This window comes from Streptomyces oryzae (assembly GCF_017676365.1).
GTDB classification, from domain to species: Bacteria; Actinomycetota; Actinomycetes; order Streptomycetales; family Streptomycetaceae; genus Streptomyces; species Streptomyces oryzae.
Genome location: NZ_JADKMA010000144.1, coordinates 1 through 19,758, shown reverse-complemented (window position 1 = coordinate 19,758; position 19,758 = coordinate 1). Strand labels below are relative to the sequence as shown.

Sequence of the window (19,758 nt, the reverse complement as noted above, 5' to 3'; positions counted from 1 at the left end):
GGATCCCCCCCCCGGATGGGCAGCCCCCGTCCAATGGTCGTGCGCTCTCCGGGAGTCTCCCCCGAACCCCCTGCGTCTCCCGGAGAGCGAGTCTCAGTTGGCGGGCCTGATGGTCTGGTTGCGCTCCTGGGTGGACATCTCGCCGGAGGTTGTCTTCTTGGCCTTCGGCTTGATGGTCTGGTTGCGCTCCTGGGTGGTCATATCGCCGCTCTCGGGCGTGACCTTCTCCTCGTGGTCGCTCATGGTGGCTGCTTCCCCTCTATGGGCTCGTGGGCAGATGCCCGCCCAGCGACTCCCCCGTGGGCCGCCGGGCGGACGGGTCAGGGCCGTTCACCCTATCGGGGGGTTGGTCGGTTCCCCCTGTTCGATCCGCCTGCCCCCCGAGGCGCCGGATCGACTGGTAAGAGCATGCCGGGCGGCGATAAACGATCGATGAACGTCTCGTTGGTGAAGGTGTTGCGCGGTCAGGACTGGACCGCGGCCGCCGCTTCCCCGAGCAGTTCGCGGACGGTTTCCGCTTCCGGGGTGCCCAAGCCTTCATACTGTTCAAGAGCCTCACGCCAGCACGCCTGTGCCCGACGGTGATGTCCGAACGCCTCCAACGCCCGGCCGAGCAGCGTCAGCGCGTTGGCCCGGCGCCACGGGCCGCCGATGCTGCGGAGGATGGTCATCGCCTGCTCCGTCAACTCAGCCGCCTGCGCCGGCCGATGCGCCGCCAGATAGACCTCGCCCAGCCGGAAGTAGGCCATGCCCTCCCACAGTCGCTGCCGACTGTGCTGGAAGATGCCCAGAGCTTCCCTGAAACGCTGCTCGGCCTCCGGCAGCCGCTGCGCTGTGGTGAGGGCGATACCAAGCGCGTAGAGCGTCGTTGCCCGGCGCATGGAGACGCTCAGGTCGTCGTGGATGGCGAGGGCCTGCTCGGCGAGCGAGATGGCGGTTCCGGTCTTGCCCAGTTCAGTGTGCACCCGCGAGAGATTGCACAGTGCGCTCGCCTCGGCGGGCCGGTTGCCGTATGAACGGAAGGCTTCCAGCGCGCTGGTCAGAAAGTGCTCGGCGTCCAGGGGGCGGCTCTGGTAGTTGGCCACCAGTCCACGGTCGTTGAGCGCGTAGGACCAGGAGATGGGGTCGCCGGCCTGCGCGGCCAGCCGTTCCGCGCACTCGGCTTCCTCGTCCGCCTCGTCGAAGCGCCCCGTTGCCAGATGCATACCGGTGAGCACCGAGCGGGCCCGTGCCTCCGCGTGCGCGTCACCGGCCTCCTGCGCCGCACGCTTGAGTGTGGTGGCGCCCTGCTCGTACTGCCGTCCGTAACTGCCCGCCTCCGCCAGCGCACTGGTGGCCATCAGCAGGTCCACTGCCCGGCGCAGAGTCGGTCCGGAGGCCATCTGAGCGGCGCAGGCGAGAAAGCAGCCCGACTCGGCGAAGAGCCACTCGATCGCCGCGCCGTGGTCGGGGAAGTGGAGGCCGTCGTGCGCGGTGGCCTCCAGATGGGCGACGAGTTTTTCGGCGGGGCGCTCCAATACGTAATAGTTCCGCGCCGTCGCCAGGTAGAAATCCAGCAGCCGCCCCAACGCGGCCTCGCACTCGCTGGGGGGCTGTTCGTCGCGTTCCGCGCAGGCGCGGGCGAAGAGGCGGACCAGGTCGTGGAAGCGGTAGCGGCGGGGGGCCGCGGACTCCAGGAGGGAGGTGTCGACCAGGGACTCCAGCAGGTCCTCGGCGTCCTCGGGGGTGCGGTCCAGCAGGGCGGCCGCGGCGTCGAGGGAGATGTCGGGGCCCTCGGCGAGGCCCAGCAGCCGGAAGGCGCGGGCCTGTTCGCGGTCGAGCTGGCCGTAGCCGAGTTCGAAGGTGGCCTTGACGGCCTGGTCGCCGGCCTGGAGCTCGTCCAGGCGGCGCCGCTCGTCGCCCAGCTTGGCGGCGAGGGTGGCGACCGTCCAGGTGCGGCGGGCCGAGAGCCTGGCGGCGGCGATCCGGATGGCCAGCGGCAGAAAACCGCAGGCCGCGACCACATCCATGGCGGCCTCGCGCTCCGAGAGCACCCGTTCCTCGCCCACAATGCGGGTAAAAAGGGCAATGGCCTCCTCGGGGCTCATCACATCGAGGTCCACCAGGTGCGCGCCGGCCAGGTCGACCATCCGCACCCGGCTGGTGACCAGGGCAGCGCACCCGGCCGTGCCGGGCAGCAGGGGCCGCACCTGCGCGGCGTCCCTGGCGTTGTCCAGCAGCGCGAGCACGCGGCGGCCGGCCAGCAGCGAGCGGAAGAGCGCGGCACGGTCCTGGATGCCGGTGGGGATGGCCGAGTCGGCCACGCCCAGGGCGCGCAGGAACGAGCCGAGAACGGCTTCGGGGTCGGCGGGTGAGGCCCCGGCGCCTTGCAGATCGACGTAGAGCTGGCCGTCGGGGAAGCGGTCGGCGGCGGCGTGTGCCACGTGGATGGCGAGGGTGGTCTTGCCGACGCCGCCGATGCCCGCGACGGCGGAGACCGCCATCACGGTGCCCTCGGCCTGCGCGAGCTGGTCGCCGAGCTCGGCGACGAAGGACGCGCGCCCGGTGAAGTCGGCGACGGTCGCGGGCAGCTGTGCGGGCCTGGTGACGGTGGTGGCCGCGGAGGGAGAGCGGCTGTCGGACTGGTAGGCCAGCTCGTCGTCGGCCTCCAGGATGCGCTGCTGGAGTTCGGCGAGCTCCGGGCGCGGGTCGACGCCGAGTTCGTCGGCGAGCAGCCGGCGGGCGTCGGCGTAGACGGCGAGGGCCTCGGCCTGGCGTCCGCTGCGGTAGAGGGCGAGCATCAGCAGCTCGCGCAGTCGCTCGCGCAGCGGATGGGCCGCGGTCAGTGCGGTCAGCTCACTGACGGCCTCGGCGTGGCAGCCGACCTGGAGGTCGAGATCGAGCCGCAGCTCCAGCAGGCTCAGCCGCCACTCCTCCAGCCGCACGCGCTGCTGCTCGGCGAACGGCCCGGGCACGTGGGCGAGCGGTTCGCCGTCCCACTGTGCGAGGGCCGCGCCGTACAGCTCGCGGGACTGGGCGCGGTCGCCGCCGGTGGCGGCCTTCTCGGCGCGTGCGGCCAGCTCGTGCGCCGTCTCTACGTCCAGCGCGGCGTCGGGCCAGGTACGTATGGCGTAGCCGCCGGACTCGCTGACCAGGAGTTCGGCGTCGGTGCCGAGGGCCTTGCGGATGCGGGAGGCGTAGGTGCGCAGCGCCGCCTTGGCCTGCTCGGGCGGCTCCTCGCCCCAGATGGAGTCGATCAGCTCCTCGGCCGTCGCGGTGTGGCCGCCGCGCAGCAGCAGCGCCGCGAGCAGGGCCTTCTGCTGCGGTGAGCCCATGCCGAGCGGCTGGTCGCCACGCCAGGCGCGGACGGGACCGAGCACAGCGAAACGAAGCTGGTGCTCCTGGTGCTCCGTTGCGACTCGCGTCTGGTCCCCGGCGCCCATTGGTGTGCCCCCTGCAGCTCCGCACTCCTCCGTTCCCCGCAGAGGTCAGTCTGCCTTGTCATGGCAATTACGTCAGCTCGGGTGCCTGCCTCTCTACGAAGCCTTCGAATTCGGCCCGCTCGGACCTTCGAATGCGGGCTCGGCGCCGGGGGCCGGAAGAAGGCGCCGCACGAGAGCTGACGCCCCGTCAGTTTCGGCGCTACCGTGGCGGCATGGAGACCTTCCCCAGGATCATCTCGGTGGATGACCACACGGTCGAACCCCCACATGTGTGGCGGGAGCGGCTGCCGTCCCGATACCGCGAGGTCGGACCCCGTATCGTCCGTGCGCCGCTGAAGGAGATGACCTTCGTCGGCGGGAAGTTCACGCCGAAGATGGGCGAGCCCGGCGACGAGGGACCGATCGCCGACTGGTGGGTGTACGAGGATCTGCGCCGCCCGCTGACCAGGCTGGACACCGCCGTCGGCTACGACAGGGACGAGGTGCGGCTGGAGGCGATCACCTACGAGCAGATGCGCCCCGGCTCCTACGACGTGCGCGAGCGGCTCGCCGACATGGACGTCAACCACGTCCAGTCGGCGCTGTGCTTCCCCACCTTCCCGCGCTTCTGCGGCCAGACCTTCACCGAGGCCAAGGACCGCGAACTGGGCCTGCTGGGGGTGCGGGCCTACAACGACTGGATGGTGGAGGAGTGGTGCGGCCCCGACGCGCAGGGGCGCCTCATACCCCTCACCCTCATCCCGCTCTGGGACGCCGAACTGGCCGCCGAGGAGGTACGGCGCAACGCGGCACGCGGCGTACGCGCCGTCTGCTTCTCCGAGATCCCGCCACGGCTGGGGCTGCCCTCCGTGCACACCGACGCCTGGGATCCCTTCCTGCGGGCCTGCGACGAGACCGGCACCGTCATCGCCATGCACATCGGCTCCTCCAGCAAGATGCCCTCGACCTCCGCCGACGCGCCACCAGCCGTCGGCTCCACCATCACCTTCGCCAACTGCTGCTTCTCGATGGTGGACTGGCTGCTGAGCGGGATCTTCGACCGCTTCCCCAACCTGAAGATCATGTACGCGGAGGGCCAGATCGGCTGGATCCCGTACATCCTGGAGCGCGCCGATGTGGTCTGGGAGGAGAACCGGGGCTGGGGAGGCGTGGCGGACAAGGTGCTGCGCCCGCCGTCCGAACTGTTCGCCGAGCACGTACACGGCTGCTTCTTCGACGACGCGTTCGGGCTGAAGAACGTGGAGTCGATCGGCGTGCCCAACGTCCTGTACGAGACGGACTATCCGCACTCGGACTCGACCTGGCCCAAGTCCAGGGAGGTCGGCGAGGCCCAGATGGGCCATCTGCCCGCCGAACTGGTGGAGCGCATCGTACGCGGCAACGCCATCGATCTGCTCGGGCTGACGGACGGCGGACTGTGGGCCGGACCCTGAGTCCGGTTCTGCGGGGATGACCGGGGAGACGAGGACCGGGAGGCGAAAGACCGGGGAGGCGGCGGGTGCGGTTGCCCGGCCCTGTCCTCCGGGCCGTCCGCATCCCCGCCGCCTCCGGCTCGGTTGCCGTCAGGCGCTCAGCCCAACAGCCGTACGGGCAGCTTCGCGTAGCCGAAGGCGATGGCCGAGGGCACCTGGGCCAGCTCCTCGGCCGGCACCGCCAGCGACAGCTTCGGGAAGCGGTCGAAGAGCGCGGGCAGCGCGGTGCGCGCCTCCATCCGGGCCAGTGGCGCGCCCAGGCAGAAGTGCACCCCGTGCCCGAACGCCAAGTGCTCGCCGCCGGGCCGCCGGACGTCGAACTCGGCGGCGCGCTCCCCGTACTTGTCCGGGTCGCGGTTGGCCGAGGCGATGGTGGAGAGGATCGCGTCACCCTGCCGGATGGTGGTGCCGTCCGGCAGCTCGATCTGCTCGACGGCGAAGCGCAGCGGCAGGTTGGCGATGCTGGGCGCCCAGCGCAGGGTCTCCTCGATCACGTCGTCCCAGGACGCCTTGCCCTCCCGCACCAGCTCCAGCTGCTCGGGGTGGGTGAGCAGGGCGTGCACCGCGTTGCCGATGAGGTTGACGGTGGTCTCGTGCCCCGCGCCGATCATCAGCAGCAGGGTGTCCAGCAGCTCCTTCTCGGAGAGCCTGTCGCCCTCCTCGTCCCGGGCCGAGACCAGCACGCTGGTCAGGTCCTCGCCGGGCTCGGCGCGTTTGGCCTCGGCCAGCGCGGTGAAGGCCGCGTGCATGTCCACCGCCGTCTGCGCGGCCTGTTCGGCCGTCAGCGTGGTGTCCATGATCAGGTCCATCAGCCGCCGCATCTCGGGCCGCTGCTCCTCGGGCACCCCGAACAGCTCGCAGATGACGTTCATCGGCAGCGGGTGGGCGAAGGAGGAGCGCAGCTCCAGATGCGGCGCACTGGTGGTGACCTCCGCCAGCTCGATCTTCCGCTCCATCGCGTCCAGCAGCTCGGTGGTGATCCGCTCCACCCGGGGCAGCATGGCGGCCGTGCGGCGCCCGGTGAACGCGGGCGCGACCAGCTTCCGTAGCCGCTTGTGGTCCTCCCCGTAGGAGCACAGCATGTTCTCCCGGTCCAGCCAGGTGAGCAGCCAGCTGTCGCGGAACTCGCCGCGCTGCCAGGCGGGCCAGTGCTGACGCGGGTCCTTGGAGACCCGCGGATCGCGCAGCAGCTGCTTGAGCGCCTCGAACTCGCTGACGTACCAGGCGTGCACGCCTGCGGGCAGCTCGACCAGGGTGGCGCTCACCCCCAGCCCGCGGATGCGCTCAGCCTCGCCGTGTATGTCCCGGCCTAACGGGTCTAGCTGGACGGACTGCTGCTGCGCTTCCACGGGGTTCCTCCTGCGGTGTCGGGGCTGACGGGGCTGAACCGTGCGGGCAGCGCGACCAGTCCGCGCTGGAACGGTCCTGGCCGCCACTTGAGTTGGTCGTAGGGAACCGACAGCTCGATGTCCGACAGCCAGGCGGTGAGCCGTTCGATCGCGGTCGTGGCGATCAGCAGCGCGGGCTGCTGGACGGGGCAGGCGTGCGGGCCCGCCGCCCAGGCCAGGTGCGCGCCGCCTCCGGACCCGGCGGCGCCGGTGCTCTCACCCGGCGCGGCACGGCCGCTCTGGGTGGAGGCCGCCGCATAGGAGACCAGCACGAGCTGTCCCGCGCGCAGCCAGACGCCGTGGAAGTAGATGTCCCGGCGCGGGTAGTGCGCCGAGTAGTTGGCCATCGGCGGCTCGTTGCGCAGCACGTCGTGCAGCGCGTCGCGGGCCGTCAGGGCGCCGCCGGACAGGTTGCCGTAGTAACGGTCGTCGACGAGCATCCGGCTGAGCGCGTTGCCGATGAGGTTGGACAGCGGCTCGTAGCTGGCGCCCAGCATCACCACGATCTGGTGCACGACCTCTTCGGCACTCAGCTCCGCGGGGTGGTCGATGAGCCAGGACGTCAGGTCCTGGCCGCGTTCCCGCTGCTTGAGCTGGGTCAGTTCGGTGATGTAGCGGGTGTAGGCGGCGTCGGCTGCCGCCGCTTCCTCGGGCGTCTTGCTGTCGAACATTCCGGCGATGCCCTGGATCAGCAGCTCGCTGGACTCGTCGGGCAGGCCGAAGGCCCGGTTGAAGACGAGGAGCGGCAGCACCCGCGCGAACCGGCCGACCAGGTCGGCCTCGCCGTCCTGCGCGAAGCTCGCGATCAGCGAGTCGGCGACCTCCCGCACCATCTGGCGGATGGTGTGCGGCTCCAGCCGGGCGAAGCTGTCGGTGATGACCTTCCGGTAGCGGGCGTGTGTCTCGCCGTCGGTGAACAGCGCGTTGGGCCGCCCGCGCAGCATCGGCATCACGGCCGAGTCCTCCGGCACGCTGTCCAGCCAGATGCTGGAGTCCTTCGACCAGGTGGCCGAGTCGTGCAGCAGATCCAGCGCAGCGCGGTAGTCGATCACCAGCATCGCGCCCACCCCGGGGGCGATCTCCACCGGTGCGACGGCGCCGTACTTGCGCAGCCGCTCGTAGACGGCGTACGGGTCGGCGGCGAACTCCTCCCCGTACAGCGGGGTGACCTCGGTGTTCGGCCGGGACAGCGGCGGCGGCATCTGGCCGGAGGGCTGGCCCGGCGCTGGGGCGGTGCTCAAGAGGGCTCCTGGGGCTGCTGCTGGTCGAGGGCTTCGAGGACGTGGCCGACGAGCGCGATCAGCGCGTCCGCCGACTGGTTCCGGTCGCGGGCGTCACACACCACGAGCGGGGTGTCCGGCGCCAGGTCGAGGTGGTCCCGCAGCGTGTCGGGGTGGTGCTGGGGGGAGTCGGGGAAGGAGTTGACGGCCACCGCGTACCGCAGCCCCGCCTCCTCGATCATGTCCATCACCTCGAAGGAGTCGGCGAGGCGACGGGTGTCCGCCAGCACCAGGGCGCCCAGCGCGCCCCGCGCGATGTCCTGCCACAGCGGCCGGAAGCGGCGCTGCCCCGGGGTGCCGAACATGTACAGCACCAGATCCCCGGGCAGCGTCAGCCGCCCGAAGTCGATGGCGACCGTGGTGGTGGTCTTGTCGCGTACCCCGGCCAGATCGTCCACCAGCGCGCCGGTTCGCGTCATCACCTCCTCGGTGTGCAGCGGCTTCGTCTCGGACAGCGAGCGGATGAAGGTGGTCTTGCCCACCCCGAACGGCCCCGCGACCAGCAGCTTCACCAGCGTCTGCGGCTTGTCGTCCAGATACATGGAGCCGCCTTGCGCCCCGGAGCCCGACGGGGCGTCCGGACTAGGAGGACTTGAGAGTGCGGAGTCCATTGAGAACTTTCTCCAGAATCTGCCGCTCCGGCAGTTCGGCGTCGGGGATCGGAGCGCGGGCCATCAGACGGCCCGTGTCCACCAGGTCGGCCACCAGGACCTTGACCACACTGACCGGAAGCCGCAGATGCGCGGCGGCCTCGGCGAGCGACAGCGCACCGCCGCGCAGCAGCTCCAACAGCCGGATCTCCTCGGGGCGGAGACCAGAGACCGTCGTCGGATCCGCCGCGCCGTGCAGCACGGTGAGGCGGTCGAGCGTGTTGCGGCTGGGCCGGGCTCGTCCGGTCGTCGCCAGATACGCAGGCACCAGGCGCCTGCCGTCACGGGGCGGCGGAGTCATGTGGCCGTGTCGTTCCTCGCCGGGGTGCTCATGGTCTTCGCCCCCAGCGACGCGACCTGTACCTGCATCTGGTGGGTGACCACGCCCATGTTCACGTCAGGACCGGCGAAGACGGCCAGCGTGGTGTTCTCACCCGCGGGGATCGCGAAGACCCAGCCGTGGTCGGACTCCACCACGGTCTGCCGCAGCCGCGCCTCGAACGTGCCGGCGAACGCAGCGGTGGTCGTACGCGCGGCGCCCTGGAGCGCGGAGAGCATCGCGGCCACGCCCTCTGCCGCGTCCCGCTCCAGGTTGGGCGAGCGTCCCTCGATGAGGCCGTCGCCGGAGATGACGGCCGCGTGGATGACGTGCGGGAGCTCCAGGAGGGGGCCCAACACCCATGAGGTGTCGTCCCGGAGTGACCTGCGTGCGGGGATTGTCATTCCTGCGGATTCCCTTCAGCGGAACGAGGATCGGCGGAGTGGTCGTGGGGGATCACGCCGCCGTGATCGGGGGCAGGGTCGGTGGGCGCGAACTGCGGCGTCTGACCCGTCGCTTCGGCCTCGTCGACGGCGGCGCGGCCCGAGTTGGTGCCGCGCTGGAAGGCGGCCCAGCGCTCCGCGCTCTGCTCCGGCGACGCCTCAGCGGCCTGCGCCGCGGCCTGTGCCGGGTTCCCGGCCGCTGCGGCGGCGTCGCCGCTCGGCGTGGGCGTCACGGCGTCCGCCGGCGCGCCCAGCGCCGGGTCCTGCGACGGGCGGCGGCGCCGGCGCCGCGGCAGCTCGTCCTCGGACGGCTGTGCCTGCGGCTCGGGACGGGTCTGCTCCTGGCCGTACGGCCGCGTGCGCGAGGGCGTACGGGCCGCGGAGCGGTTCAGGTGGACCGTCGCGGTGTGCTCGGGCTCGGGCTGGGCCGGGCGCTGGGTGGCGGGCTGTCCGGGCACCGCGGAGGCCGCGGCGGCACTTGATCCGGAGCGCGGCGCCGGGGCCATGGGGGACATCGGCTGCTCCTCCTCGTCGAGCAGCGTCAGCAGCGGGTCGCCGGGGATGTGGACGATGGCCCGGACGCCGCCGTACGGGGACGTCTCGACGGACGCCGTGAAGCCGTACTGCCTGGCGAGCTGCCCGATCGTCGCGAAGCCCGTCCTGGGCGGGTCGCCCAGCTCGGTGATCAGCACGTTCTCCTGGCCCGCCATCATCCGCTGGGCGCGTTCCATCTCCTCGGCGTGCATGCCGACACCGGCGTCATCGATGATCACCGAGGCGCCGCGGTTGCCCTGCTGGATCGTTACGGCAACCGGGAGTTCGGGGTGCGAGTAGTGCAGCGAGTTGGCCAGCAGCTCGGTGAGCACCACGGCCGCGGGCTCCACGGCCCGCGCCACCACGCCGATCGGGTCGCGCAGCTGGTTGGTGACCTGGACGCGCTCGTAGCCGCTGAGCCGGGACATCGCACCGACGACGATGTCGCCCAGGTGCGAGTTCTGCCGGGTCAGCCCGGGCCAGGCGCCACAGACGATCGCGGTGGACTGGATCCGGCGCAGCGCCTGCTCGTTGAGGAAGTCGGCTGCCAGCAGGTCCTCGGCCACGAACGGGTCGTCGTACCGTTCCTGCATCGTCTGCAGCCGCGTCTGCAACTGGTAGAGCAGCGCCTGGATGGTGGTCGTCGCGCCGCGCATCGACGCCTGCGCCGCGGCGTCCACGCGCAGCCGTTCCTTGGTCACGGCGTCGCTGACCTGCTCCAGCACCGTGGTCAGCGCCCGGTCCAGCTCGGTGCCACGGAAGGCCGGGTCGAGCAGTCCGCGTACGGGGACGTTGGGGTGGGCGAGTGCCGCTGTCAGGTCCGGGACACGGGCGCCCGCCAGATGCCGCACCTCGGCCTCCGTCGCCTGCGCGCGCTGGGCGAGCGCCGCCTGGTGGTGCAGCGCGTCCTGCAGATCCTTCTCGGCGGCGGCGGAGCGCTGTCGCAGCCGCTTCGTCTCCCGCGCCGAACGCGCCAGCAGGAGGGCGAGTGCCACGGCGGCCGCCGTCCCCACGGACAGGATGACGGTCAGCGCCACCGGTATCTCGGTCATCGGCGTCCTTGAGCGATTGGGTTGTCGTGCGGGCCGGGCCAGTCCGCGAACTGATCGCGAACCGACCAGGAATCAGCAGTGCCGCCATGTTCTCTCAGTGGCGCTGCGCGCGCAGCCGGATGCGGAATCCGCGCTCCTGGTTGCCGACAGCAAACACGCTGCTGCGCGGCGCACGAGGCTAGCACTCCTGAGCGAGCTTCAGCTGGCGGGTCCGCGGTGCGGGACGGAAACCAGTGCGGGGTGCGGGGTGCTGATGCTCCTCCTCTTGCCTGACGCCCCGTCAGGTATCAGCATGGCCAGGTGCTGACCTTCCCTCCCGGACAGCTGGCCTATGGGATCCAGCTGCCGGTCCAGTCGCAGAGCACCCTCTACGCCGAACCCTGGGAGGCCGCCGCCGGGCCGGCCGAACTCCTGGCCGTGGCCCGCGCCGCCGACCGGCACGGATACGCCTACATCGGCTGCTGCGAACACGTCGCCGTACCGCGGCGGCTGGCGGCCGCCATGAGCACGGTCTGGTACGACCCCGTGGCCACGCTGTCCTTCCTGGCCGCCGCCACCGAACGGGTCGCGCTGCTCAGCCACGTCGCCGTCGTCGGACTGCGGCATCCCTTGGCGAGCGCCAAGCAGTACGCCACGCTCGACCATCTCTCCGGCGGGCGGCTCCTGCTCGGCGTGGGCGCGGGGCATGTGCGCGAGGAGTTCGAAACGCTCGGCGCCGACTTCGCCGCGCGCGGAGCGGTGCTCGACGAGACCATCGACGCGCTGAAAGCGGCTCTGGGGGAAGAGGAGTTCCCCGCCTTCGCCGGGGACCGCTTCTCCTTCGCGGGACTGGGACAGCAGCCGCGCCCGGCCCAACGGCCCCGCCCACCGGTGTGGGTCGGCGGCTCCTCATCCCCGGCGGTACGCCGTGCGGCGCTGCGCGGCGACGGCTGGCTGCCGCAGGGCGACGCACGCGAAGCGCTGCCGCCCAAGATCGAGCGCATCCGCCGGCTGCGGGAGTCGGCCGGGCTCGCTCAGGCGCCGTTCACCATCGGCGCCATCGCCGAGCCCCTCTATGTGGGCCGCCCCGCCTGGGACGTGGGCCGCCGCACCTGTCATGGCGCCCCGGCCACCATCGCCGCCGCACTACGGGCCTACCGCGACATGGGCGTCACCCAGCTGCAACTCCGCTTCCGCTCCAGATCGCTGGGAGAACTCCTCGACCAGCTCGCCCTGTTCGCCGAGAAAGTCGCCCCGCAGCTGGTGTGAGGGGGTACCGAGCCAAGGAGGCAACATGGGCAAGCTGGACGGCAGGGTCGTCCTGATCAGTGGCGCAGCCCGCGGCCAAGGCGCGGCGGAGGCCCGGCTGTTCGCCACCGAGGGTGGCAAGGTGGTGCTCGGCGACATCCTGGACGACGAGGGCGAGCAGGTGGCCGCGGAGCTGGGCCCGCACCGTGCGCGCTACGTCCACCTGGACGTACGCGAAGAGACCGACTGGCGAGCCGCCGCAGACACCGCCGAACGCGTCTTCGGCAAGGTCGACGGGCTCATCAACAACGCCGGCATCCTCCGCTTCAACGAGCTGGCCGCGACGCCGGTCGCGGAGTTCCGCGAGGTGGTCGACGTCAACCAGACCGGCTGTTTCCTCGGGATGAAGACCCTCGCCCCGCGCATCGAGCGTGCGGGCGGCGGCACCATCGTCAACACCGCCTCCTACGCCGCGCTGACGGGCATGGCCCTGCTGACCGCGTACGCGGCGACCAAGGCCGCGATCGTCGGCATGACCCGCGTCGCCTCGATGGAGCTCGCGGGGCGCGGCGTCCGCGTCAACGCCATGTGCCCCGGCGCGATCGACACCCCGATGACGAACCCGGCGCAGGCCGCGGAGAGCGGGCTGAGCGGGGTGCGGCTCGATACCGCGGTAGCGCAGGAGAGCGCTACCGCTGCCTTCTACGCCAAGCTCATCCCGCAGGGCCGGATGGGGCGCCCGGAGGAGGTGGCGCGGCTGGCCCTCTTTCTCAGCTGCACGGACTCCTCGTATGTCACGGGTCAGCCGTTCGTCATCGACGGTGGCTGGCTGGCCGGGGTCTCGGTGCTCTGAGGGCGCGCGGCCACTCGGGAGGGCGCGCAGCCACCCGGCGAGCGCTGCGTTTGCTCCTTCGCTTGTGGAATGGCGGCGCCGGTGTGCAGGGCAGGGTGGCGATTTCCGGCAGGAAGACTTCGCAAGTCCTTCAGGGTTTCATGATCGTGTCCTCACTCTTTCTTCACCCCTGCGCCGGTCGCACAGGAAGCTCTCCGCCGTATTGACGGCCCCATCCCGCGGTGCGACAGTCGGCACCATCGCAATCTGACGGTACGTCAGAAACACCCGCCAAGGAGATGACACCGTGGAGTTCGGGCTCTTTGTTCAGGGGTACGTGCCCGCAGCGCGGGCCCAGGCCGATCCGCAGGCCGAACACAAGGCACTGGTCGAGGAGACCGAGTACGTCATCCAGGCGGACAAGTCGGGCTTCAAGTACGCCTGGGCCTCCGAGCACCACTTCCTGGAGGAGTACAGCCACCTGTCGGCCAACGACGTCTTCCTGGGCTATCTCGCGCACGCCACCGACCGCATCCACCTCGGCTCCGGGATCTTCAACCCGCTGCCGCAGGTCAACCACCCGGTGAAGGTGGCGGAGAAGGTCGCCATGCTCGACCACCTGACGGGCGGCCGCTTCGAGTTCGGCTCCGGGCGGGGCGCCGGCTCCCACGAGATCCTCGGGTTCCTGCCGGGTGTCACCGACATGAACCACACCAAGGAGATCTGGGAGGAGACCATCGCGGAGTTCCCCAAGATGTGGCTGCAGGACGAGTACCAGGGGTTTGAGGGGAGGCATTGGTCGTTGCCCCCACGCAAGATCCTTCCCAGGCCCTATGGGGGCTCACACCCGGCCATGTGGTACGCGGCCGGGTCGCCCTCCTCGTACGCGATGGCCGCGAAGAAGGGGCTGGGGGTGCTCGGCTTCAGCGTCCAGAAGGTCTCGGACATGGAGTGGGTGGTCGAGTCCTACAAGGGGGCCGTCAAGGACGCCGACCCCATCGGCGGCTACGTCAACGACAACGTCATGGTCACCTCGACCGCCATCTGCGCCGAGACGACTCAGAAGGCCAAGCAGATCGCGGTCAACGGCGGTCTGAACTACCTCCAGTCGCTCCTCTTCCGCTACCACGACACCTTCCCCCGGCCCGAGGGCATCCCGCAGTGGCCGGAACTGATCCCCGACTACACCGAAGAGGTCGTCGATCTGCTCATCGCCGAGGAGCTGATGATCTGCGGCAACCCCGAAGAGGTGCTGCGCCAGTGCAAGCGCTGGGAGCAGGCGGGCGCCGACCAGCTCTCCTTCGGGCTGCCCATCGGCATCCCGTACGAGGACACCATGAACACGATCAAGCTCATCGGTGAGCACGTGATCCCGCAGATCGACACCGACCCGGTGCACCGCACGACCCGCTTCCGCGACGCGGCGCGCAACAGCTGACCCGCCAGGTGGTTGCGGACCAGCGGTCCGCAACAGCCGGCCCGGGGGCGTCGCCGCGGACCGGCGGTCCGCAACAGCCGACCACGCGCGCGGACGCGGACCGGCGGTCCGCAAAAGTCGGCAAGTGCCGGCCCGTGGTTCGCAACCACTGACCCCGCGCACACCAAGCAGCATCCCGCAGGCTCCGCGAAGGAGGACCCGCAGCATGCTCGACCACCTCATCACGGGCGCCACCGTCGTAGACGGCACCGGGGCGCCCTCCTATCGGGCCGACATCGGCATCCGGGGCGGCCGCATCGCCCGCATCGCCGAGCCCGGCACGCTGCGCGAGGAGGCCCGCAGCAGCCAGGACGCCGCCGGACTCGTCCTCGCCCCCGGGTTCGTCGACCCGCACACCCACTACGACGCGCAGCTGTTCTGGGACCCGTACGCCACCCCCTCCATGAACCACGGCGTCACCACGGTCGCGGGCGGCAACTGCGGCTTCACCCTGGCCCCGCTCAACCCCGAGCGCCCCCAGGACGCCGACTACACGCGGCGGATGATGTCCAAAGTGGAAGGCATGTCCCTGGTGGCGCTCGAAGAGGGCGCACCCTGGAACTGGCACTCCTTCGGCGACTACCTGGACGCGCTGGAGGGCCGAATCGCGGTCAACGCGGGCTTCATGGTGGGCCACTGCGCGCTGCGGCGGTACGTGATGGGCCAGGACGCCATCGGAGGGCAGCCCGACGCGGCGCAGCTGGAGCAGCTGCTGCGCCTCTTCCACGAGGCGATGGAGGCGGGCGCCTGGGGGCTGTCGACCACCCAGTCGTCCACCCACTCCGACGGCGACGGCAACCCCGTCGCCTCCCGGCACGCCGGGCCGGACGAACTGCTGGCGCTCTCCCGCGCCGTCTCGGAGCACGAGGGCACCCAGATCGAGGCCATCGTCGCCGGCTGCCTCGACCAGTTCTCCGACGACGAGATCGACCTGTTCGCCCGGATGTCGGCGGCTGCCGGACGGCCGCTGAACTGGAACGTGCTCACCATCGACGCCGCCGTCCCCGAACGGGTGCCACGGCAGCTGGCCGCCAGCGAGCAGGCACGGAAGGAGGGCGGCAGGGTCGTCGCGCTCACCATGCCGATCCTCACCCCCATGAACATGTCGCTGGGCACCTTCTGCGCGCTCAACCTCCTCCCCGGCTGGGGCGACATCCTCGCCCTGCCCGTACCCGAACGCATCGCCAGGCTGCGCGACGCCGGCGTACGGGCCGAGATGCTGCGCCGCGCGGACAGCAAGGAGGCGGGTGTCTTCCGCCGGCTGGCCCGCTTCGACCGGTACGTGATCGGCGACACCTACTCGGCCGCCAACGAGGGGCTGAGCGGCCGCGTCGTGGCCGACATCGCGGCCGAGCGCGGCCAGGACCCCTTCGGCTGCCTGGTGGACATCTGCGCCAACGACGAACTGCGCACGGTGCTGTGGCCGATGCCCACCGACAACGACCCAGCCAGCTGGGAACTGCGCAGGCAGACCTGGGAGCACGAGGACGTGATGCTGGGCGGCTCCGACGCGGGCGCCCACCTGGACCGCATGTGCGGAGCGCCCTATACGACGCGCTTTCTGGGCGACTGTCTGCGCGGCCGGAAACTGGCGGGCCTGGAGCGCGCGGTACAGATGCTCACCGACGAACCCGCCCGGCTGCTCGGCCTGCGCGAACGCGGCCAGGTGCGCGAGGGCTGGCACGCGGACCTGGTGCTCTTCGACCCGGAACGGATCGACGCGGGCCAGGCCAGGCTCGTCCACGACCTGCCCGGCGAAAGCCCCCGGCTCGACTCGGCCGCCGTCGGCATCGTCGGCGTCTGGGTCAACGGCGTCGAGACCATCCGCGACGACCGGGTGACCGGCTCCGTGCCGGGCAAGGTCCTGCGCTCGGGACGCGACACGGAGACGGTCGGTACGCGGTAGTCGTGCTTCCGGCTTCCGGCTTCCGGCTTCCGGCTTCCGGCTTCCGGCTTCCGGCCTCTGGCCTCTGGCTTTCGGCTTCCGGCGGTCGCGGTGGGCAGTGGGCGGCAGCCCGGCTTCCGCCGCCCGCCCCTTCAACGTCGCCGCAGTGCCGCGTCCGCCAGGGCCGGGGGCGTGTAGTAGAAATCGTCCGGGTTCAGATCCGTACCCGGCGGCACGATCTCGTCGATCCGGTCCAGCACATCAGCGCTCAGCGTCACCTCGGAGCCCGCCAGCAGCGTCTCCAGGTGCTCCATCGTGCGCGGGCCCAGCAGTACCGAGGTGACGGCCGGGTGGTTGCGGACGAACGCGGTGGCCATGTGCCGCAGCTCGATCCCGGCGTCCTCGGCCAGCTCGGACAGCGCGCGCACCGCCTCCAGCTTGCGTGCGTTGCCGGGCAGCGACACATCGAACTTGTGCCGCTCGACGGCCGTACGGCCCGCGCTCAGGTCGATGTCGTCCGCCGAGCGGATACGCCCCGACAGCCAGCCGCCCGACAGCGGACCCCACACCAGTACGCCGAGCCCGTAGCGCTGCGCTGTCGGCAGCAGCGCGGCCTCGACACCGCGCGCCAGCATCGAGTAGTGCGGCTGCTCGGTTCGCGGCCGGACATGGCCGCCCCGCTGCGCCGCCCACTGGGCCTCCACCTGGAGCTCGGCGGGGAACGTGGAGGTGCCCACGGCGCGCACCTTGCCCGCACGGACGAAGTCGGACAGCGCGCCCAGGGTCTCCTCGATGTCGGTGTGCGGGTCGGGCCGGTGCAACTGGTAGAGGTCCACATGGTCGGTGCCGAGCCGGCGCAGGCTGTCGTCCAGCGCGCGGGTCAGCCAGCGGCGGCTGTTGCCGCTCATATTGGGGTCCTCACCCATCGGCAGATGCCCCTTGGTCGCCAGCACCACCTCGTCCCGGCGGCCCTTCAGGGCCCGGCCGACGACCTCCTCACTGGCGCCGTTGCCATAGGCGTCGGCCGTGTCCACCAGATTGATGCCGCTGTCGAGGGCACGGTGGATGATGCGGACGCAGTCGTCCTGGTCGGTGTTGGCGGTGCCCAGCATCATGGCGCCGAGGGCGTGATCGCTCACCGAGATGCCGGTACCGCCGAGAAAACGTCGCTGCACAGTCGCACTCCTGGACCTGTTGTTTCCGGGGGCTGCTCCCCCGTACGGAAACCCTCACGCGCCCCGTCCCGCCCAGCCAGGTCAGGCTCAGCCTGGGTCCGCCAGTACCACCCTGGGCGGATACTGGGTGCATGACGGCCGAGAAGAAGGAAACGCTGGGCATCGGCGCATTCCTCAAGTCCCGCAGGGCAGCGCTCGACCCGGAGCGGCTGGGGCTGCCACCCGTCCACAACCGGCGCCGCGTTCCCGGACTGCGCCGTGAGGAGGTGGCCCAGCTCGCGGGCATCAGCGTCGACTACTACATCCGCATCGAGCAGGGGCGCGCACAGAGCATCTCCGAGCCGGTGCTCGACGCGCTGGCGCGCGCCCTGCGGCTGACCGACGACGAGCACACCTATCTGCGCAACCTCGCCGACCCGCACTTCGCCGACGGCCCGCAGGCCGCGCCCGTCGTACGGCCCGAGATCCGGCGACTGCTGCACGCCATGGGCCCATATGTGCCCGCTTTCGTCTACGGGCCGGGGCTGGACTTCCTGGCGTGGAACGCGCTGGGCGCGGGTATCGCCTTCGACCTGGAGGCGATACCGGCGGAGCGGCGAAACGCTCCGCTACTGGTCTTCTTCCATCCCGACAGTCGCGCCCTGCACCCCGACTGGGACGAGCTGGCCGCCGAGACAGTGGCCGCAGTGCGCGCCGAGAGCGCTCGCTACCCTTGCCACCCGCGCGTCAAGGCAGTGCTGACGGAACTGCTCGACCGCAGCCCCGAATTCCGTGCCCTGTGGGCGGACCAGCAGGTGCGCGAGAAGTTCTCCGGCCGCAAGCGCGTCCGCAACCCCGTGGTGGGTGAGCTGGAGATCACCTTTGAGACGTTCCAGCTCACTGTCGACACCCAGCAGACCCTGTGCACCTACACCGTCGAGCCGGGCTCGCCCTCCGAGGCGGCCCTGCGGCGGCTCGCGGACCAGCTGCACGACGACGCGCCGGTGTCCGGCCGCCGCCTCGCCCTGCACACCGCCTGAGCCGCCGCAGCGGGGCTCACGCTCGCCCGTCGCCCAGCCAGACGGGGTTCGTCATCGCCGCCATGGCGCCGGGCAGCCCTGACCCCTCCTGCGCCGGGTGCCGCACCTCGGCCCGCACATAGGTGGCCAGCGAGGGCGTGGTCCGCCAGGTGAGGCGCGGGCCGCTGGCGGTGCGCATGGTGCCCTCGTCCGTGACCAGATGCAGGGTGGCGCCCTCAGGCGCGCCGCGTACGGTGAGGTCGACGGTCACCTCGGTGTCGGGCTCGGCCCGCAGCGTCTCCCCGAGCGTGGCGTGCGCACCCTTGGCGGAGGCCGCCTTCAGCTCGACGGAGATCTGCGACGACTCGGCCAGATACGACCGCCCCGCGCGGATCGCCGCCAGCAGCGGACCGCGCGCCAGGTCGTCCGCATGAACCACGGTCTGCGGCAGCCCGACGTCCTGGCCCTCCCGGTGCGCGTCGCTGTTCCCCATGGCGGGCAGCCAGTCCTCCCGGCTGACGAGCAGGCTGTCCCAGGCGGCCAGCGCGAGCTCGTCGTCGGCCGTCCACGGCCCGTTCCACACCTCCACCGCGTCCGCGTGCTCGTAGCCGAACTTCCACTGGCAGCCCACGAACGGGCAGTTCGGATGCGCGGGCACCACCAGACCGCCCGCCCGGTGCACGGCCCGCGTAAACCTCGGATAGGCGTCGTCCCTGGCCCGGTAGCGCCAGTCGAGGAACGTGCCCGGGTCGGTGCCGAGGGCCAGCCAGTGGCCGTTGCGGGTGGTGATCTCCTCGCCGCACAGCACCAGCAGATCATCCCCCCACAGCCCCTCCCACGCGGCGTGCCCCGAGGTGGTGTTGTGCTCGGTGGTGGTGATGAAGTCCAGCCCTGCGGCACGGGCGGCTGCCGCCACCTCGCGCGGCGTACGGCGCCCGTCCGAGTGCACCGTGTGCAGGTGGCAGTCGCCCCGGTACCAGGCCCTGCCCCGTCCCTTGGCGCGCTCGGGCGGATAGCTGCTGCGCGGCGTACTCCCGGGCTCACCGTGCCGCAGGGTGACCGTCACCTCGTAGTCCATGCCCTGCGGCGCCACCGTGTAGGGGCCCAGCGCCACATGCCAGGTGCCCGCCCGTACCGGGCCCGCCAGATAGCCGGGCGTCGCCTCTTCGGCACTGATCGAGAAGGAGTCACGGAAACCGCCGGACCAGCCCCGGAAACCCCGTCCCCCCAGCGCCGTGCCGCGCTCGTCGAAGATGCCGATGTCCAGCGCGTTGCCGGGCGTGCCCTTGGGCACATCCGGTTTGTCGTAGCTGTAGGCGACCGCGATCTCGCGTACCCCCTCGGGGACCTCCACCGGGAGATACACGAAATCGGGCGCCCCGTGCGGCAGATGCCCGCGCAATTTCCGGCTCACTGTCGCACCGTCCTCCGCCGCCGCGAACCTCGCCCCGGAAAGCGTCACTGTTGTCGCGGCCCCGGCAACCAGAGAGAGCCGCAGCGCGTCGCGTCTGCCCATATGCGTGTCCTCGGATGAGTCCATGGGGGAGTTGTACGCGCGCCCGGTGAGGGGGAGAAGACCCCAGGGTGGCGCAAACGCCAACTGC

At 71.2% G+C, this 19,758-nt stretch carries 16 protein-coding genes; 6 read left to right on the top strand and 10 right to left on the bottom strand.

Annotated features, from left to right (window positions below; genetic code table 11):
• Positions 1–93: 93 nt before the first annotated feature.
• On the bottom strand, positions 94–243 hold the full coding sequence (locus tag ITI46_RS24230; protein ID WP_209241843.1) for a hypothetical protein: 150 nt from the start codon (positions 241–243) through the stop codon (positions 94–96).
• Between the two features lie 221 nt (positions 244–464).
• Positions 465–3,422, bottom strand: coding sequence for an SARP-family global regulator AfsR (gene afsR, locus ITI46_RS24225; RefSeq protein WP_209241842.1), 2,958 nt, complete (start codon positions 3,420–3,422; stop codon positions 465–467).
• A gap of 212 nt (positions 3,423–3,634) precedes the next feature.
• On the opposite strand from afsR, the gene ITI46_RS24220 reads away from it, so the two are divergent.
• Entirely contained in the window at positions 3,635–4,855 is a 1,221-nt protein-coding gene (locus tag ITI46_RS24220; RefSeq protein WP_209241841.1) for an amidohydrolase family protein, read from the top strand.
• A gap of 137 nt (positions 4,856–4,992) precedes the next feature.
• Here the strand turns inward: ITI46_RS24220 and ITI46_RS24215 are convergent, their stop codons facing one another.
• From ITI46_RS24215 to ITI46_RS24190, 6 genes are read right to left on the bottom strand one after another with little or no spacing between them, the layout of a single operon-like run.
• Complete coding sequence (locus ITI46_RS24215) at positions 4,993–6,159, bottom strand: cytochrome P450 family protein (protein ID WP_372452060.1); 1,167 nt, start codon at positions 6,157–6,159, stop codon at positions 4,993–4,995.
• 53 nt (positions 6,160–6,212) lie between these two features.
• A complete protein-coding gene (locus tag ITI46_RS24210; RefSeq protein ID WP_247746503.1) occupies positions 6,213–7,523 on the bottom strand; it encodes a cytochrome P450 family protein in 1,311 nt (436 codons plus the stop codon).
• The gene (locus ITI46_RS24205) at positions 7,520–8,104 is read right to left on the bottom strand and encodes a GTP-binding protein (protein WP_209241839.1); all 585 of its coding nucleotides are present in this window, start codon (positions 8,102–8,104) and stop codon (positions 7,520–7,522) included. The genes ITI46_RS24210 and ITI46_RS24205 overlap by 4 nt, the downstream gene beginning before the upstream one ends.
• Positions 8,105–8,144: 40 nt before the next feature.
• Positions 8,145–8,513, bottom strand: a complete 369-nt coding sequence (locus ITI46_RS24200) for a DUF742 domain-containing protein (protein ID WP_209241838.1) — start codon at positions 8,511–8,513, stop codon at positions 8,145–8,147.
• Positions 8,510–8,935, bottom strand: coding sequence for a roadblock/LC7 domain-containing protein (locus tag ITI46_RS24195; protein ID WP_209241837.1), 426 nt, complete (start codon positions 8,933–8,935; stop codon positions 8,510–8,512). Before ITI46_RS24195 ends, ITI46_RS24200 begins: the two co-directional genes overlap by 4 nt.
• Positions 8,932–10,560 carry an ATP-binding protein gene (locus ITI46_RS24190; protein ID WP_209241836.1) on the bottom strand — a complete coding sequence of 543 codons (1,629 nt, stop codon included), beginning with the start codon at positions 10,558–10,560 and terminating at the stop codon, positions 8,932–8,934. Before ITI46_RS24190 ends, ITI46_RS24195 begins: the two co-directional genes overlap by 4 nt.
• 300 nt (positions 10,561–10,860) lie before the next feature.
• Here ITI46_RS24190 and ITI46_RS24185 point away from each other — a divergent pair, with 300 nt between their 5' ends.
• From ITI46_RS24185 to ITI46_RS24170, 4 genes are all read left to right on the top strand, one after another.
• A complete protein-coding gene (locus ITI46_RS24185) occupies positions 10,861–11,808 on the top strand; it encodes a TIGR03619 family F420-dependent LLM class oxidoreductase (protein ID WP_307808303.1) in 948 nt (315 codons plus the stop codon).
• A gap of 25 nt (positions 11,809–11,833) precedes the next feature.
• A complete protein-coding gene (locus tag ITI46_RS24180; RefSeq protein WP_209241835.1) occupies positions 11,834–12,640 on the top strand; it encodes an SDR family NAD(P)-dependent oxidoreductase in 807 nt (268 codons plus the stop codon).
• 286 nt (positions 12,641–12,926) lie between these two features.
• Complete coding sequence (locus ITI46_RS24175; protein WP_209241834.1) at positions 12,927–14,057, top strand: LLM class flavin-dependent oxidoreductase; 1,131 nt, start codon at positions 12,927–12,929, stop codon at positions 14,055–14,057.
• A gap of 172 nt (positions 14,058–14,229) precedes the next feature.
• Positions 14,230–16,002: an N-acyl-D-amino-acid deacylase family protein gene (locus ITI46_RS24170; protein WP_307808304.1), complete on the top strand. Its 1,773-nt coding sequence runs from the start codon at positions 14,230–14,232 to the stop codon at positions 16,000–16,002.
• Between the two features lie 131 nt (positions 16,003–16,133).
• Here the strand turns inward: ITI46_RS24170 and ITI46_RS24165 are convergent, their stop codons facing one another.
• Positions 16,134–17,156, bottom strand: coding sequence for an aldo/keto reductase (locus ITI46_RS24165; RefSeq protein ID WP_209241832.1), 1,023 nt, complete (start codon positions 17,154–17,156; stop codon positions 16,134–16,136).
• Positions 17,157–17,287: 131 nt separating this feature from the next.
• Here ITI46_RS24165 and ITI46_RS24160 point away from each other — a divergent pair, with 131 nt between their 5' ends.
• Entirely contained in the window at positions 17,288–18,175 is an 888-nt protein-coding gene (locus ITI46_RS24160; RefSeq protein ID WP_209241831.1) for a helix-turn-helix domain-containing protein, read from the top strand.
• 16 nt (positions 18,176–18,191) lie between these two features.
• Here ITI46_RS24160 and ITI46_RS24155 read toward each other — a convergent pair whose 3' ends face one another.
• Positions 18,192–19,670 carry a CehA/McbA family metallohydrolase gene (locus tag ITI46_RS24155; protein WP_209241844.1) on the bottom strand — a complete coding sequence of 493 codons (1,479 nt, stop codon included), beginning with the start codon at positions 19,668–19,670 and terminating at the stop codon, positions 18,192–18,194.
• Positions 19,671–19,758: the final 88 nt, after the last annotated feature.